Below are 15,532 nucleotides of genomic sequence, written 5' to 3' on the forward strand. Positions count from 1 at the left end.
CTTTTCCTTGATCCACTGCTTGAGTTGCTCTTTGGACATCAGGCTCATGGGCTCTCCCAACCTTTCTTTGAATTCATTGTACCCTATTTTGAAGGTTAGGAGTTTACACAAAATAGTTTATAGACTCGTCAAAATTAAGTCGGCGTTGACATCAAATCATATTCAACAATCCTTTCTAGCAATATCCGGAAATCACTACATAGGCCTTTCACATAAGTATCATATTTATTCTTCTCGACCAGCTTCATTAAGAATCTTTTTTGCTTTAGCCAATCTTTCGTTTAACAATGAATTCAAAGCCTTATCAGACTTATCTTTTTTTATTTAATCGTTGAATACAAGATCAAATTTATCCCTAACTTTCTGGAAAACTTCTTCAAAGTTATCAGTAATAATACTTAAGTCATCTCCTGGGTTAAAAGGAATTATCTTTATCCTATCTTCCTCGATATAATGACTTGTTCTTTGATTCTCTTTTACTTCTGCATAAATTGCCCATGCCTCAATGACTGGACGCGGATCAAACTGCCTTATCACTTTTCCCTTTTCTCCATATAAGAAGTCGGAACGGCTATCCCTAACATAAGCAATCAGTTGATCCATTTCTTTTTTCCGTCCCAGCGAGTCTCTTGTTGAATGAACCCAGAAGTTTCTGATCGGTCGATATTTAAAGTCAATCAATAAGCTTCCAGCATAAGTGTCATTCCTGTAAAAATCAATTCTAGTGTCTGGGCGATTATTCTTCCCCATAGACAGAGGAATTTCTCTTTCAGAGGTTTGACTTGCACTAAGGGGCAGCTGTCCATCATAAACCAGGTTTAAACGCCACTCATCATTCGTTAGTTCAATTCGTTCTCCCGCCGGAAGATTAGGAATGATGTAATTTTCTCCAAACGAGTTTCGACTATATATCCAACCTGTTCGAGGTTGAAAATGAAAGCTATCCTTGAGCACCTTAAGTATCTTAATAAAACCCCACATTTCGTAGAGCTTTTCTGTGCGCTTCCATTGAAACGTATAGACGGGATGCATCGCAATTTCAATCTGTTCGTCATTAAGATCTCGATGTAGCTGGTATAAAGCCCGATACCGCGAATCCGTTGTCAAGACATGCGGGATATGCGAAAGAGATTTGATATCCACTTCTTGATACCACGGGGCATTTGCAATCATTTGAAAACCTCTTCGCATCTGATTAACTCGATCATTGTATTCCGTTATAGTCGCAAGCTCGTTCTCTTTTTCTAGATACATTCTTCTGTTACTCTCTTGGTGTTTAAAATGGCTTAATTCCTCCATCTCTTTTTGAACCTGCACACGATGAGCAGCCATCATATTGATAAAATCATCTAGTACAGTAAGAACATTGCGAATGATCCCTTTAATCCACTGGTTCTCAGGGAGATTATAGTTAACTTCCCGATGTGGCGCTTTGATAAAACCAGGATTTTTGGTTTGTCCAAAAACACTGCGTATCGAGATTTGATCGAGAGTCGTGGCCTGCTCTTCCCTGATCCAACGATAACCCTTTTGGATTCGAAAGTTGATCTTTTCGTACAGATCCGTTAAAGCTGCCATAACATATGGATAATGCTTATTTAGTGCCATAAATTTTTTAAGTAATGGTGGAGGTAACACTACCTGTTGTTCCTCTGGTGAAGCAGCATAAACTCGTCGTATTAGATCGTAGGCCAGTCCCTTCATGACTTCTTCGAGTTCTTTCTTCATTAACTCTAACTGCTCGAAAGAAACCTGCTTAGACTTAATGAGGAACGGAGCGTAATAAGTCTTTTCCTCAACTACTACCCTTAATAAGTAGGGAGCAGGGATAAATGGATAGTAATTAATATCGTATAAGGTCACTTCTTCCGAAGAAGGACGCAGATAGATTTCCCCATCTTCATCAATATCTACTCGATCCTCAATCACAGCATCTAACCCGTACATGTATAGACGACTATTTTTATACGGGGAATTAAATAAAATTTTGACGGGGATGTTTTCCAGCAATTCAAAGACTGGGCGATCAAATTCCTCCCCCTTGATTTCCGTATAAAATGTTTGAACGGAAAAATTGTATTTTTCTTGATTAAAGAGAAACCATAACTGAAAAGGTAGGTTAGATTGTAAATCCATTTACCTTCAACTCTTTCGCTTTCTGAATGAGTACCTGCTTCGACTTTGTAAACTTTGATATACCCTCGTGTTTTTCTAAAAGTGCATAGATGCTTCCATTGGGTTTGTCCTCAACGAGCTTCCCAACTAAACTTTTCAACAAACCTTCAGGGCCTCTTAGCTTAGTTAATACTCTTTGTACAATTTGTAAATCAAACGCCTCCTCCCTGGACAAAAAAGGATTTTGGGGTAGATTTTTCAGATATAAGTCTATTTGTTTTACAACCCGTGGTCCTACACCGAGGTTCTTATTCTCGGTTTGCATGATCAAGTGCATTTCCCACAAGAAGTTTAACTCATCTGATGTGAGGGACATGGAGGAGTCTTCAGACTTTCTAAATTGGTTGTACTCCTCAAAGGTTATCGGTTCTTTGGGTTGTTGCTTATGCCCTTTTCTTTCTATTTGTTGAAGCTTGACAAATGGCTCTACTTCAAGGGTAATCACGTTGGCTCGATCAAGAACCTTATCCGAGAAGTGATAGGTAGATTCATCAAGATTCACTGTTCCTACAAAAATTACATTGTTCCCTATTTGAATTTCCGGACTGTATGTGGCTGAGTTATACACTTGCTGCTCGATGTTTCCGCTATATAGGCGTAATGTTCTCCGGCTCGGCTCCATCTCAAGAACAGATAAAAACTGGGAAAAATAATGCTCCACTCGAGCCAGGTTCATCTCATCAAAACAGATAATATATAATTTCCGATCTTGACGCTGAGCCTGGTTTAAGGCGTCGACAAGTCCAGAGTCGCCTGGGCGATAGATCATATTTTTTATGTCAACATATCCCAATAGATCTGAATCGTCGGTCCAAGAAGGACGTACAGGGATAAAAACTAGTTGGCTAGCATCTAGGCCGAGCGCCTTGCCATAGGCCTGAACCAGTTTCGATTTACCGGTTCCGCTCATGCCGGCCAGGATAGTCAAGGAGTTGGACTTCATGGCTGTATGAAAGTTATATAAATCTTTTTCTTTATAGACTAGTCCCATTTCTCTGGTTTCGCGCAGGAAAGCCTCCATGAATTCGTCCTCTTTGGTTGGACGATTCTCATCTATAGACCCTGCTGCCGGTTTCTGGGAAGCTTTGTCTGGCGCGACCTCTTGCTCTGTCTTTACATCTATATTTGTTTCCATTATTTCATCATAATCTTCAGTATTCACCATCTCTTCGTATGGTATTTGTTTCTCAAGTTCATCCTGCATTCTTGTGTACGTTTCCACATCAATAAAAATAACGGTGTCTCTCTTCCCCATATAATAGGCTTTATGTAACCATGTAAATAAACACTTTTTAAATGGTTGATCGGCTAACAGGATTAATCCGCCGTGGGCATAATCATGTTTATTAAAAGGACCATACATAAAATAGTCTTGTTCATTTTCTTTCCACAGCACAATCGTCGGGGTGTCATCCAGCTCTTTTGAGATATTGTCGATCCGCCCCAAAAACTTTCTATTCAATAAATTAAGTTCGAACTCATTTTGATTGATGTCGTGGACTTCTTTGCTGAATACAGGAACTGTCATAAACATCTGATCGGTCTTGTACGTATCCAATTTGGGGACCAACCTTATCTCGGAAGCAACGTATACTTCATCGTGGTTTGGCAGCACTTTGAGATAAGGTTGAAAGACAATCAAGCTGTCATTTAAAAAATCTTTTAAGTTTTCAATTCTACTTTCCAAATCTGAATTCGAAAAATCATCCTGGAAACCATATTTCTCCAAGTCACTGGAATAACACGTAAATAACTTCCGATCTCTTGGTAAGCTATAGGGGGGTTCAGCACTAAGAAGTTTAATATAAAACTGCAAATAGTTTTGTGAATTACGAAATATCGATCGGCTCCTACCCTGATATTCATAAGCCTCTTCGTCGGTTGCAAGTGCTCCAATTAAATCCATATCCCATTTTTTTAGACGCTTCATTATTTCAGCACCATCCCTGCATTACAGTACTCACGTAGTTTATTATAATTTTCGAACTCCACAATTTTCTCTCCATAGAGTTCCTTCAGTTTTGCTTTTTTCTGAGGTGTAACTCTAAACGTGGCATACCAGATCTGTTCCGCTTGTTCTAACACTACCGTATTATCGAGATCATTGGTTGTCAGCAAAGTAATGTTATAGCGCTGACTTTGTAATGATTCTAGTACCTTCCCGTTATCAATTAATACAACTGGAATTTTTCTCAGGCTCATTTCACTGTTTAATGTACTAATTTCGTTTTTGTACTTCTCTATTTCAATTTTATACTGACTGAGTTCAGAATTCAGATAAGCAATTTGATTTTTCTGCTCTTCCTTGTTCTGTTCTAAGACAGCAATCTTTTCCATCAATTCTTTAATTTTTTTATCTCTCGTACTGAGTTCATTCTTCCGCAACTCTAATTCGTTCTCTCGTTTCTCTAACTCTTTTTTGGCTTCCTTCAATTCACTTTCTAACCCAACAATAATCTTTTTTTGAGATTTGATTTCATTAGCTAGCTGTTTATTCTCGTTGGTGATTTGGATGATCTGATGATGGAGCTGTTCTAAAGTTTCATCAGGCTGTTGCACAGTATTTACAGATTTTTCAGCTTCTTCCTCCTGCTTGGAAGCCTTGTTGCTTTCGCTATTTGATGCCAATTTTTCCAACGATTCATTTTCCTGCAATTTCTCATATAATTGTTCTGCTTTTTGTCTAACTTCTTCATTCGTGCTAGTGAGAAGGAAAACCATTAAGTCTACGATGGAATATGAGGCTGTTTCCGTGGTTACAATTTCATAAAGCTCATCTACTCCTAGAGTCTCTATTGGGAAGGAGGCATTGTCAGACAGATCTTCCTGCTGTTTGAGCAATGATTGGATTTCTAATAAGTTTTGGGGTTTCAGTACTTCCTTCTCAATCCTATTTCTAATCAGCTTAAACTGGTCTTTTTTGATTCTTGTAAGATCACTGAAGCCCTTAATAGCGATCTTATTTCGTTGTGTTCTGCGTTGATTTAATGTTAATACTAGTTCAACGAGCTTTGAGTCTGGAATACTAGTAATGATCCATTTCCATATGCCTTTTTCCATCAATAATCCTCCCTCAATATATACTGATGAAGGTATCCTTAGTCATTCAGACCTATTATGTAATTTTATACCACGGTTTTAGAAAGCTGAAGAATGAATATGAAATTTTTTGGTTTTGCGAGCTTTTGACGTTTAATAACACTTGAGCATGTAATGTTTCGTTGAGATTATTTTCCGCATGCAAATACTAATATTTCATTTATCTATTTTGTTTCAATTTTGTGTTATAGGTCTTTGGACACGAGATACGCCTCGACATTTGTTCTATGATTCAGGATGAATTATTCCACCAGTTTCCTATTAATTTTCATTTTGTATCGATTCTCGTTATAGTGACTTTTTGATTCTTACCACCAATCGATATGCCCACCGTTCCACTGTACCAGTTTGATAATGGCTTAATTTTTCGATTATGATCTAGCACAATTTGATCCGAATGTACGCTTTTATTCACGAGCCCTTCCAATAACACCTTGATATAAACCAACTACCATTGTCGGATATACGACAATAATTGCTTTCTAGATGTCCTATAGCCAAAGTAGCCGAATGAAATAACCGGAGCACGGGGAAAGTCCCCCAGGGGTATGATCAGACCCATAAATTTATATACCAAAAACATCCTTTACAAAATAAAAAGAGCTACCCAGCAGGTAGCTCGACAAATAGACGTATAATTACAAAGTTGTAGTATCGTGTTGGGCCTATCTTCAAGCACCCATTGAGCGTCTATCTCAGTCTACAACTTTATTATACAGTCAAATGCAGTATTATCTCTATACACAAAAACAACAGTAAAAATATCTACTCACTCCACCGTCACGCTCTTCGCCAGATTGCGCGGTTTGTCAACATCGTTCCCTCTGGCGGTGGAAGCGTAGTAGGCGAGCAGCTGCAATGGAATGACGGTCAAAAGCGGTGTCAGGAACGGCAGGGTTGCCGGGATGTGGATCACTTCGTCCACGGTTTTGATCAGTTCCTCGTCGCCTTCGAGGGCAAAGCCGAGGACGCGGGCGCCCCGAGCTTTCACTTCGACGATGTTGCTGATCATTTTTTCGTAGATGTCCGGCTGGGTGGCCAGGGCGATCACCGGGACATTGTCCTCAATCAGGGCGAGCGTACCGTGCTTCAATTCGCCGGCTGCATACGCTTCCGAATGGATATACGAAATTTCTTTCAGCTTCAGTGAACCTTCCAGCGACACGGCGTAATCCAGGCTGCGGCCGATGAAGAACAGGCTGTTTACCTCTTTGATGCTCTCGGCGTACGAACGGAGGGCGTCGGTCCGTTTCAGGATTTCGCCAATCTTCGCCGGCAGCTGCAGCATTTGGTCGACGATTTCCGCGATCTGCTCAGGGGTTTGGGTGCCTTTGACCTGTGCCAGATACAGGGCGAACAGGTTGAGCACCACGACCTGGCTGGTGTATGCCTTGGTGGAGGCGACCGCCACTTCCGGGCCTGCCCAGGTGAAGAGCACCTCATCCGCTTCACGGGCGACCGAGCTGCCTACCACGTTGGTGATCGCCAGCACTTTCACGCCGCTCTTTTTCGCTTCACGCAGCGCGGCCAGGGTGTCGGCCGTCTCGCCCGATTGGCTGATGACGATTACCAGCGTATTCGGGGTGTAGATCGGGTCGCGGTAACGGAACTCCGAGGCGATGGCTACCTCGACCGGTACGCGCACCAGCTTCTCGATCACTTCTTTGCCGACCAGACCGGCATGCATCGAGGTTCCGCAGGCGACGATGTAGATGCGGTCGTACGTCGCCAGCTCGGCATCGCTCATCTTCAGCTCGGGCAGCACCACGCGCTTGGTCTCCGGATCGATGCGGGCCCCCATCGTATCCCGAACCGCTTGCGGCTGCTCGTTGATCTCCTTCAGCATGAAGGAGTCATAGCCGCCTTTTTCGGCCTGCACCAGATCCCAGTCGACATGGAACAGTTCCTTCTCGATCCGTTCGCCCGTCTCGGCGTTGTACAGCTCGACGCCTTCGCGGGTGAGGACAGCCATTTCGCCCTCATTAAGAATGTAGACATCGCGGGTATGCTCCAACAGCGCAGGGATGTCCGAGCCGATGAAACTTTCCCCGTCACCTACCCCCACGATCAACGGGCTGGCCAGACGTACAGCCACCAGCTTATCCGGCTCGTGTTCGGTCATAATGCCGAGCGCATAGGCCCCTCTCATCCGGCGTACCGCTCGCTGGGCCGTGGAGACGATATCCCCGTCGTACATGTCGGCCAGCAGATGGGCGATGACTTCCGTGTCTGTTTCCGATACAAACGTATATCCTTTGGCGATCAGCTCTTCCTTGATCGCGAGGAAGTTCTCGATAATCCCGTTGTGCACCACCGCAAACTTGGCGTGTGCGTCCGTATGCGGATGCGCATTCTCGTCGGACGGTTTGCCGTGGGTCGCCCAGCGCGTATGGCCGATTCCGACGCTGCCGGTGAGCGGTTTGCCTTCCAGGCGCTCTTCCAGCACCGCGAGACGCCCCTTGGCTTTCTCGTAAGCCAGCCCGTCCTTCGTCAAGACGGCGATCCCCGCTGAGTCATACCCGCGGTATTCCAGCTTGCTCAAACCGCCGATGATGATCTCCTGCGCATTTTTCTCTCCAATATATCCCACAATTCCGCACATGTAAAAACGGTCCCCTTTCTGTGACGGGGACACAACCCGATTGTCACGCGACGGGGGTGTGCCCCCGTCATTCCATTCTGTCTGTTTGATTGCGGGTCATGACACAGGCTTTGTCCAACGGGTCGCCCCGCTGCTTTGTCCTGTGCCAAACGGTAGTGATCCGCCGCTACCGGGAGGCATCCGCCGAACAATTCGATAAACCTCCACCTCGTCCACTGCGCTCCATGGCGGGCAGCCGCAGTGCTGGCGCTTTCGTGAAAAACAGGTGTTTGCTGTCAGCCGTCAAGCTTCTTCGATACGCATTCCCCCTTTCACCGACAATCTGAAGTACATCCATAACTTTACCACAGGTTTTGGCTCTGTCAACCACCAATTCCTTTGCCTTTTACCAATATGCAAGCAGGAGCGGCAGCGTGCCGCTCCTGGGTATTCCCTTATGCCAGCTCCTGTTTGACAACCTCTGCGATCCGGTCGACCAGCGCCTGCAGCTGCGCCTCGTCCGGTCCTTCCGCCATTACCCGGACGATCGGCTCCGTCCCGGACGGGCGTACCAGTACGCGACCGTTGCCGGCCAGTTCCTGCTCCACTTCCTTGATCGCCTGTTCGATGGCACTGTTGCCGGCCAGCTTCGTTTTGTCGGCGACCGGTACATTCACCAGGATCTGCGGGTACTTGCGCATGATCTGTCTCAATTCGGAGAGCGGTTTCCCCGCTTCCTTGATCACATTCAGCAGCTGCAGGCCGGTCAGCAGCCCGTCGCCTGTCGTATTGTGGTCAAGGAAAATGATGTGGCCAGACTGCTCGCCGCCCAGATTATACCCGCCGCGGACCATCTCTTCCACGACGTAACGGTCACCCACCGCCGTCTTCGTCGTATTGATGCCCGCTTCTTCCATTGCCTTGAAGAAGCCGAGATTGGCCATCACCGTGGTGACGATGGTGTTGTTGTTCAGCTTGCCCTTCGCCTTGAGGGCCCGGGCGCAGATCGCCATGATGTAATCGCCGTCAATGATCTCCCCGGTCTCATCCACCGCGATGCAGCGGTCGGCGTCTCCATCGAAGGAGAGACCGAGGTCGGCTTTATGCTTCAGCACTTCCTCCCGCAGCTTCTCGGGATGGGTCGAGCCGCATTGTTCGTTGATGTTGACACCGTTCGGGCTGGCCCCAACGGTGATCACTTCCGCCTCCACGTCGGCAAACAGGCGGGCGGCCAGCGAGGAGACCGCTCCATTGGCGCAGTCCAGCACCACTTTCAGGCCTTCAAACCGCTCCGACACAGTATTTTTCAGATGGGAGAGATACTTTTGGCCTCCCTCCAGAAAATCAAGCACCGTTCCGATCTTCTCGCCTGTCGGGCGGGGCAGCCGATCCTCCGGCGCGTCCAGGAGCTGCTCAATCTCGGCTTCCACGTCATCCGAGAGCTTGAACCCGTTGCTGCCAAAAAATTTGATGCCGTTATCCGGATAGGGATTGTGGGAGGCGGAAATCATGACACCCGCGTCCGCTCCCAGCGCCCGCGTCAAGTAGGCTACGCCTGCCGTTGAAATCACACCAAGGCGCACCACTTCCGCTCCTACCGACAACAATCCGGCAATCAGCGCGCTCTCCAGCATTTGACCGGAAATGCGAGTATCTCGTCCGATGACTACCTTTGGTTTGCCGTCTTGCTTGTGTCTGGTTAATACGTAGCCGCCGAAACGGCCCACCTTGAAGGCCAGCTCCGGCGTTAACTGTTCATTAGCAATCCCACGTACACCATCTGTTCCGAAATACTTCCCCATTCTTGTCCCTCATTTCTGTGCGTCTACCAGCTTCAGCTTATGTTTACCGTTGGGTTTTCGTGATTTCAACCGTCACTTGTTTGGTTGCGTTTGCCGCCGTTTTCAGATAGTGCGGCATGTTGTAATTGTAATTGAGCGTCACTTCGTGTACCCCGACCGGCAGATTGGTCACGTCGGCCACCACTTGTACATCCTCTACGGTTAGTTTGTTCAAAATCTGGGGCGCGCCCACAACATCGAAGTCGAGCGTGGAGATCTCTTTTCCGTTGGCGTCGAGCACTCTGGCCTGCGTATTGGCGGGCAACCCCGTCACGCGTATCGGCACGTGCTGCAGCCGTTTTGTCGCTGACGGCACAACCTTCAAGGTAACCTGCAGGTCCTCCGGTTCCACTCTGACCACGTTCTCGAGATAAGGGATTTTCAGTTGAAAGAACTGGTTCCCCGTCACTTTGCTCAAATCAATCTCCGGCCCCGGATAGGTGTTGATTGCATCGATGACTTCCTTCGGCCCGTACACCGTCACCTCTTCCGTATTCATCTCCACATCAGCCAAACTATAGCCATCCGGCAGCTCGTTCGTCAAGTTTAATTTTAGCGGAACGGTCGCAAACGGACTGGTCACCGGAATGTTTACCTCGACTGTCAGCGGATTGATCTCCACCCCCTGGATCACGTTGCCTGATTTATCCACCGCTTTGAGCGATACCGTCTTCTTGATCGTCTCCGTTGCTCCTTCCAGATCGACCGAAGCTTTGACCACGGCGATATTGTTCACCTGGCTTTCCGGAACCCGAACCAGCGCCCGGAACGGCTTGACGATCGGCTCACCCGCCGTGTAACCGGGAGCGACTTGTCCCAGAAGATCCACCTTCACTTCTTTTTCCACCGTTTTCTTCTCTTCTAACGTGATTTCCACCACATTAGGAATAATTCCTACGCGCGCTTCTTCCGGAAACCCTTTGTACAGCACAGGCACTTTATGGGTACCTTTGCCCAGGTTGGTGGCGTCGACGTATACTTCGTACGAATCCGGCGGCACGAAATTATGCCGGTAAAACGGATTGCTGCTCTCCAGGGCCACCTTGACTGTTTTGGGCTGTTTGACCAGATGGTAGCGATCGGTGTCGTAATAGACGTGCAGGGTTACCCCGTCAATGAAAACCGGCTGACTCACATCGGTCGTCATGCCCGGTTCGGACTCCATGTTCACCACCATCCAGAGCATGGCGGCCATCAGCAGCGCAATCGCGCGGGCAAACCAGTGACTGTTTAACCATTTATCCATGCTTTCGCCTCCATTGCCAACGACTTGCCATGGAGCTTTTTGCCGGAGGTGTGAGATGTTCCAGCAGCAGTTCGGTCAGCTGCTCTTCGGTCAAATTGCGGCGCACCTCGCCGTTCACCGCAAACGATACCTGGCCGGTCTCCTCGGACACGACGACCGACAGCCCGTCCGACACCTCGCTCATCCCGATGGCAGCCCGGTGGCGGGTGCCCAGTTCCTTGGAGATGGAGGTGTTTTCGGAGAGCGGCAGATAACAGCCGGCCGCCAGCACGGTGTCTTTGCGCAGAATCACCGCGCCGTCATGCAGCGGCGTATTGGGTATAAAAATATTGATCAGCAGTTCGGAGCTGACCCGCCCATTGATGGCAATCCCGGTTTCCACATAATCGTTCAAGCCGGTATCCCGTTCTATCACGATCAGCGCCCCGATTCTCCGCTTGGCCATGTAGGTAACGGATTTCCCCACCTCCTGCACCATCCGGCGCAGCGTATCCTCGTCCTGGCTGGTGTAGGAGCGGGAGAACAGCTTGCCCCGGCCCAACTGTTCCAGAGCGCGCCGCAGCTCCGGCTGAAAGATGATGACCAGCGCCAGCACCCCGAAGGTGAATGCTTGGGACATCAGCCAGTGAAGGGTGGTTAATTCGAAGTACCGGCTCAACAGCCAGGTCACGACGATCACCATGATCCCTTTCAGCAGTTGGACGGCTCTTGTCCCGCGTATCAGCATGATCAATTTATAAATCACGTACGAGACCAGTAAAATATCGATCGCGTACCGTATCAGATCCCCATAATCGATCGAAACCATCGCGAAGCCCCCATCTTTTCGCTCCAAATCGTCTTGCGTCTCTCTGCTTTTGTTGATTGTGGAAAAAAGCACGGCTGCATGTGCCGTGCTGTTCCCTTTTCTATTTTCGCCTAAGGTGCCAATGGAAGCAAGTCATTTCCGATATTTTTCAATTCATACCAGATCCAATCGAAAATCGCCTCGATGGACTCCGTATCGCCGGCCACCTGCGCGGTGGAGGCGAGAAACACCTTTCCTTCGATCGCCACTACATTTCCTTTTACTTTTCCCAGTACCTCCACGCTGCCGTTCCGCACAACCAGATCGCCATCGATGGTCACCCCGGAAGGAACCACCACCACATTGCGCTCCTTGTCAATTTTCAGCTTATCGAGATGGGCGGAGGAGACCTGCAGAGTTTCATCCTGTTCAAACCAGGAAGCCGTCAAGCTGCCCGTCATCAGGAAGAAAAACACAGCCGCCGCGACAAGGAACGGATGCTGCCGAAGCCAGTTGGAGACCCGGTTGGCTTTGGAGGGAGAGGGGAGCTGCGCGAGTACCCGGGCGGTGAAATCGGCAGACACATGGATATGCGACGCACTCTGGAGAAAGGCGATGGCCCGCTTCAGCTCATGCAGATGCTGGCAGCATGCCTGACAGGTCCGGAGATGCTCTTGCAGTTGTTGATTGGACAGTTCGTCAAGGTCTCCATCCAGAAACTCATGGATCAGGAGATTTGCTTGTCTGCATTCCATTTGTCGTTGGACTCCTTTCGTTTACATGAAGTTCAGTCTGCCGCGCAAAGCTTCACGCCCACGGTGAATGCGTGTCTTGATGGTGGAAACGGGCAATTTCAACACATCGCTGATTTCCTGCAGGGACAAATCCTCAATGTAGCGCAGGATCATGATGGAACGGTACTTCGGCGCCAGCTGGTTCAAGGCCTTCTGCACCGTTTCCTGCAACTCCTGGGTAACCACCCGCTCCTCCGGCGTCTGTTCGTTGGAAGAGAGGCGCGAATACCAGTCCAACCCTTCCGTTCCCTCCGCCTGTTCATCCAACGAGAAATCCGGCCGTTTCTTCCGGCCCCTGTCGATGCAAAGGTTCGTCGCGATGCGGTAAATCCATGTGGAAAACTTGTAGTTCTCATCATACGTATGCAGATTGGCGAACACGCGCAGGAACGTCTCCTGCGCAATATCCTCCGCTTCCTGACGATTGCCCACCATCCGATAGGCCAATTGAAAAATTTTGTCTTTGTATATTTCAATCAACTCGGCAAACGCTTCGCGATCTCCGCGTTTCGCTCGCTCCAGCAATCGTTTTTCTACGAATTCCATTTGATCCTCCCCGGCATCGCCGTCCCCTAGCTATACGAAGCATACCTCATTTGGTTTCATTTTTGCGCTCGCTTTTTTGCGGGAAAACGCGTATTGCACATGATTGGGAATAATATCCAGGTTTCGCCATATAATGGTGTTGGGTAAATAATTGGTAACTTCAAGAAAGGAGTGCTGTACGGATGGACAAGGAACAAGTCCTGCGCGAGATCGAGAAGCTTCGCCTGGAAATAAACGAACAGTACAAACGGCACTCCGCCATCACGCCCGAGCTGCTTGCGTTAAGCGTCAGGCTGGATCAATTGCTGAATACATGGTATCATTCCCATGCATAAAGAAAAAGAGAGGGGCTCCCCTCTCTTATTTTTGTGACGTCCGGCCTGCCGTGATTCTCCCCCGCTGGTAGCAGGGGCGCCCGGAGAGATTCTGCCGGAAAACGTGAATGTGAACGCTTGCCGGGCACAGCGAGCGCGGCCGTTGGCTTACAGCAGCTTGTCTCCAAACGCGGAGCTCATCAAGGCAACCGCGACGCGGGCCGTCATGTTTTCCCGATCAAGAATCGGATTAACCTCCACAAACTCGGCGGAAACCAACAGGTCGGCGTCCGCCAGCATTTCCAGCGCCAGGTGACCTTCCCTGTACGAGATCCCGCCGATGACCGGTGTCCCGACCCCCGGAGCGTCATGCGGATCCAACCCGTCCAGGTCAAGGCTTAGGTGAACCCCGTCTGTGCCTTTCCGCACGTGATCAAGCGCTTCTTCCATCACCCGTGCCATGCCCAGCTTGTCGATCTCATGCATCGTAAACACTTTGATGCCAAGCCGCTTGATCAGTTGCCGTTCGCCCGGGTCCAGGTCGCGGGCGCCAATAATAACGACGTTCTCCGGTTTGATTTTGGGGGAGAAGCCGCCGATTTCGGTCAGGCGCTTGTGGCCGATGCCAAGGCTTGCGGCAAGCGGCATGCCGTGAATATTGCCGGACGGCGAGGTCTCTCCGGTGTTCAGGTCGCCGTGTGCGTCAAACCAGATGACCCCCAGATTTTTCACATGCTTCGCAACCCCCGCGATGGTGCCGAGCGCGATGCTGTGATCGCCGCCAAGCACCAGCGGGAAGCGCCCCTCGGCCATTTCGGCGCTGACGGCCTCTGCCAGAAGCGTATTGGCCTCGACAACCTGATCCAGGTATTTGTGGTTTTCCGTTTCGGAAAAATGATGGGGCCGCTCGACGGTAATATCCCCGATATCTTTTATTTGAAAGCCCATGCTCTGCAAGCGGTTGACTACCCCCGCGTAGCGGATGGCAGCCGGCCCCATGTCGACTCCGCGGCGATCCGCTCCGAGATCCATGGGTACGCCAATAATGGTGATGTTTTTGTTCATCGTGCAGGCTCCTTCCCTCATTCGCTCTTTCCTTATTGTAGCCCCGGGAAGGGAAATGACTCAACTCGACAGGATTTTGCATAGATATTAGAAAAAAACGAGCATGCCGCAAGCAGCACACCCGTTTTTGCAAGGTTATGTATGGAGCGGGTGATGGGAATCGAACCCACGCGGCCAGCTTGGAAGGCTGGAGTTCTACCATTGAACTACACCCGCATGATTTGGCATCTCTGATGAACCGTAAAAAAGGTTCGTGGTCGGGAAGACAGGATTCGAACCTGCGACCCCTTGGTCCCAAGCCAAGTACTCTACCAAGCTGAGCTACTTCCCGACGAAAAATGGCGTGCCCTGAGAGATTCGAACTCCCGACCTTTTGATTCGTAGTCAAACGCTCTATCCGGCTGAGCTAAGGGCACACATATGGAGCGGACGACGGGTCTCGAACCCGCGACCTTCGCCTTGGCAAGGCGACGCTCTACCAATTGAGCTACGTCCGCACACTCTTTTCTGATATGGGATCCCCGAAAAGCACTTGGAATTAGCTGCAACGCATCAGGTCGCTTTTGGGGGATGGAACTGGTGAGCCATGAAGGACTCGAACCTTCGACCCTCTGATTAAAAGTCAGATGCTCTACCAACTGAGCTAATGGCTCATCATGAAAATGGCTGGGGCACTAGGATTCGAACCTAGGAATGACGGAGTCAAAGTCCGTTGCCTTACCGCTTGGCTATGCCCCAAGGTTGAAGTGGTGGGGAGAGACGGATTCGAACCGCCGAACCCAGAGGGAGCAGATTTACAGTCTGCCGCGTTTAGCCACTTCGCTATCTCCCCGAGATGGTGGAGGCTGACGGGATCGAACCGCCGACCCTCTGCTTGTAAGGCAGATGCTCTCCCAGCTGAGCTAAGCCTCCCCAACATCCCGCAAAGCGACGCTTCGTTTGGAAACGCATGTCGAACGCTTTGCGGGGAATCCAATGCTTGAAATGGTGACCCGTAGGGGATTCGAACCCCTGTATGACAGCGTGAAAGGCTGCTGTGTTAAACCACTTCACCAACGGGCCAGGTTTCAGGGGCCCCCGAAAA

General features: G+C 49.1%; 11 protein-coding genes and 9 tRNA genes. 1 reads left to right on the forward strand and 19 read right to left on the reverse strand.

Annotated elements, in window-relative coordinates:
* Positions 1-324 precede the first annotated feature (324 nt).
* From G3578_RS20440 to sigW, 9 genes are all read right to left on the reverse strand, one after another.
* Positions 325-2,136, reverse strand: coding sequence for a DUF2357 domain-containing protein (locus G3578_RS20440; protein WP_165215648.1), 1,812 nt, complete (start codon positions 2,134-2,136; stop codon positions 325-327).
* The gene (locus G3578_RS20445; RefSeq protein WP_165215650.1) at positions 2,120-4,105 is read right to left on the reverse strand and encodes an McrB family protein; all 1,986 of its coding nucleotides are present in this window, start codon (positions 4,103-4,105) and stop codon (positions 2,120-2,122) included. The genes G3578_RS20440 and G3578_RS20445 overlap by 17 nt, the downstream gene beginning before the upstream one ends.
* Positions 4,105-5,235, reverse strand: coding sequence for a hypothetical protein (locus G3578_RS20450; protein ID WP_165215653.1), 1,131 nt, complete (start codon positions 5,233-5,235; stop codon positions 4,105-4,107). The genes G3578_RS20445 and G3578_RS20450 overlap by 1 nt, the downstream gene beginning before the upstream one ends.
* A gap of 808 nt (positions 5,236-6,043) precedes the next feature.
* On the reverse strand, positions 6,044-7,876 hold the full coding sequence (gene glmS, locus G3578_RS20455) for a glutamine--fructose-6-phosphate transaminase (isomerizing) (protein ID WP_165215655.1): 1,833 nt from the start codon (positions 7,874-7,876) through the stop codon (positions 6,044-6,046).
* A gap of 434 nt (positions 7,877-8,310) precedes the next feature.
* The gene (gene glmM, locus G3578_RS20460; protein WP_165215658.1) at positions 8,311-9,657 is read right to left on the reverse strand and encodes a phosphoglucosamine mutase; all 1,347 of its coding nucleotides are present in this window, start codon (positions 9,655-9,657) and stop codon (positions 8,311-8,313) included.
* Positions 9,658-9,700: 43 nt separating this feature from the next.
* A complete protein-coding gene (locus tag G3578_RS20465; protein ID WP_165215661.1) occupies positions 9,701-10,942 on the reverse strand; it encodes a CdaR family protein in 1,242 nt (413 codons plus the stop codon).
* Positions 10,935-11,750: a diadenylate cyclase CdaA gene (cdaA, locus tag G3578_RS20470; protein WP_165215663.1), complete on the reverse strand. Its 816-nt coding sequence runs from the start codon at positions 11,748-11,750 to the stop codon at positions 10,935-10,937. Before cdaA ends, G3578_RS20465 begins: the two co-directional genes overlap by 8 nt.
* 110 nt (positions 11,751-11,860) lie before the next feature.
* Positions 11,861-12,484: a zf-HC2 domain-containing protein gene (locus G3578_RS20475; RefSeq protein WP_165215666.1), complete on the reverse strand. Its 624-nt coding sequence runs from the start codon at positions 12,482-12,484 to the stop codon at positions 11,861-11,863.
* Between the two features lie 21 nt (positions 12,485-12,505).
* Positions 12,506-13,069, reverse strand: coding sequence for an RNA polymerase sigma factor SigW (gene sigW, locus G3578_RS20480; RefSeq protein ID WP_165215668.1), 564 nt, complete (start codon positions 13,067-13,069; stop codon positions 12,506-12,508).
* A gap of 182 nt (positions 13,070-13,251) precedes the next feature.
* Between sigW and G3578_RS20485 the strand changes: the two genes are divergently transcribed.
* Positions 13,252-13,404: an aspartyl-phosphate phosphatase Spo0E family protein gene (locus tag G3578_RS20485; protein ID WP_165215671.1), complete on the forward strand. Its 153-nt coding sequence runs from the start codon at positions 13,252-13,254 to the stop codon at positions 13,402-13,404.
* 147 nt (positions 13,405-13,551) lie between these two features.
* On the opposite strand, the gene rocF is transcribed toward G3578_RS20485, so the two are convergent.
* From rocF to G3578_RS20535, 10 genes are all read right to left on the reverse strand, one after another.
* On the reverse strand, positions 13,552-14,448 hold the full coding sequence (gene rocF / locus G3578_RS20490) for an arginase (RefSeq protein ID WP_165215673.1): 897 nt from the start codon (positions 14,446-14,448) through the stop codon (positions 13,552-13,554).
* Positions 14,449-14,590: 142 nt separating this feature from the next.
* Positions 14,591-14,664, reverse strand: a tRNA-Gly gene (locus G3578_RS20495).
* A gap of 38 nt (positions 14,665-14,702) precedes the next feature.
* Positions 14,703-14,779, reverse strand: a tRNA-Pro gene (locus tag G3578_RS20500).
* 8 nt (positions 14,780-14,787) lie between these two features.
* Positions 14,788-14,864, reverse strand: a tRNA-Arg gene (locus G3578_RS20505).
* Positions 14,865-14,869: 5 nt separating this feature from the next.
* Positions 14,870-14,945, reverse strand: a tRNA-Gly gene (locus G3578_RS20510).
* An 80-nt stretch (positions 14,946-15,025) separates the two neighbouring features.
* Positions 15,026-15,101, reverse strand: a tRNA-Lys gene (locus G3578_RS20515).
* A 10-nt stretch (positions 15,102-15,111) separates the two neighbouring features.
* Positions 15,112-15,186, reverse strand: a tRNA-Gln gene (locus G3578_RS20520).
* Between the two features lie 9 nt (positions 15,187-15,195).
* A tRNA-Tyr gene (locus tag G3578_RS20525) sits at positions 15,196-15,280 on the reverse strand.
* Between the two features lie 4 nt (positions 15,281-15,284).
* A tRNA-Val gene (locus G3578_RS20530) sits at positions 15,285-15,360 on the reverse strand.
* Positions 15,361-15,433: 73 nt separating this feature from the next.
* Positions 15,434-15,510 (reverse strand) — tRNA-Glu (locus G3578_RS20535).
* Between the last annotated feature and the right edge of the window lie 22 nt (positions 15,511-15,532).

Origin of the sequence: Brevibacillus sp. SYP-B805 (assembly GCF_011059135.1) — a bacterium.
Lineage (GTDB): Bacteria > Bacillota > Bacilli > Brevibacillales > Brevibacillaceae > Brevibacillus_F.

Coding starts and splice junctions, on each gene's coding strand:
- G3578_RS20440 (WP_165215648.1), bottom strand. CDS start 2,136: ATGGATTTACAATCTAACCTACCTTTTCAGTTATGGTTTCTCTTTAAT.
- cdaA (WP_165215663.1), bottom strand. CDS start 11,750: ATGGTTTCGATCGATTATGGGGATCTGATACGGTACGCGATCGATATT.
- rocF (WP_165215673.1), bottom strand. CDS start 14,448: ATGAACAAAAACATCACCATTATTGGCGTACCCATGGATCTCGGAGCG.
- G3578_RS20450 (WP_165215653.1), bottom strand. CDS start 5,235: ATGGAAAAAGGCATATGGAAATGGATCATTACTAGTATTCCAGACTCA.
- glmM (WP_165215658.1), bottom strand. CDS start 9,657: ATGGGGAAGTATTTCGGAACAGATGGTGTACGTGGGATTGCTAATGAA.
- G3578_RS20475 (WP_165215666.1), bottom strand. CDS start 12,484: ATGGAATGCAGACAAGCAAATCTCCTGATCCATGAGTTTCTGGATGGA.
- G3578_RS20465 (WP_165215661.1), bottom strand. CDS start 10,942: ATGGATAAATGGTTAAACAGTCACTGGTTTGCCCGCGCGATTGCGCTG.
- sigW (WP_165215668.1), bottom strand. CDS start 13,069: ATGGAATTCGTAGAAAAACGATTGCTGGAGCGAGCGAAACGCGGAGAT.
- G3578_RS20485 (WP_165215671.1), top strand. CDS start 13,252: ATGGACAAGGAACAAGTCCTGCGCGAGATCGAGAAGCTTCGCCTGGAA.
- glmS (WP_165215655.1), bottom strand. CDS start 7,876: ATGTGCGGAATTGTGGGATATATTGGAGAGAAAAATGCGCAGGAGATC.
- G3578_RS20445 (WP_165215650.1), bottom strand. CDS start 4,105: ATGAAGCGTCTAAAAAAATGGGATATGGATTTAATTGGAGCACTTGCA.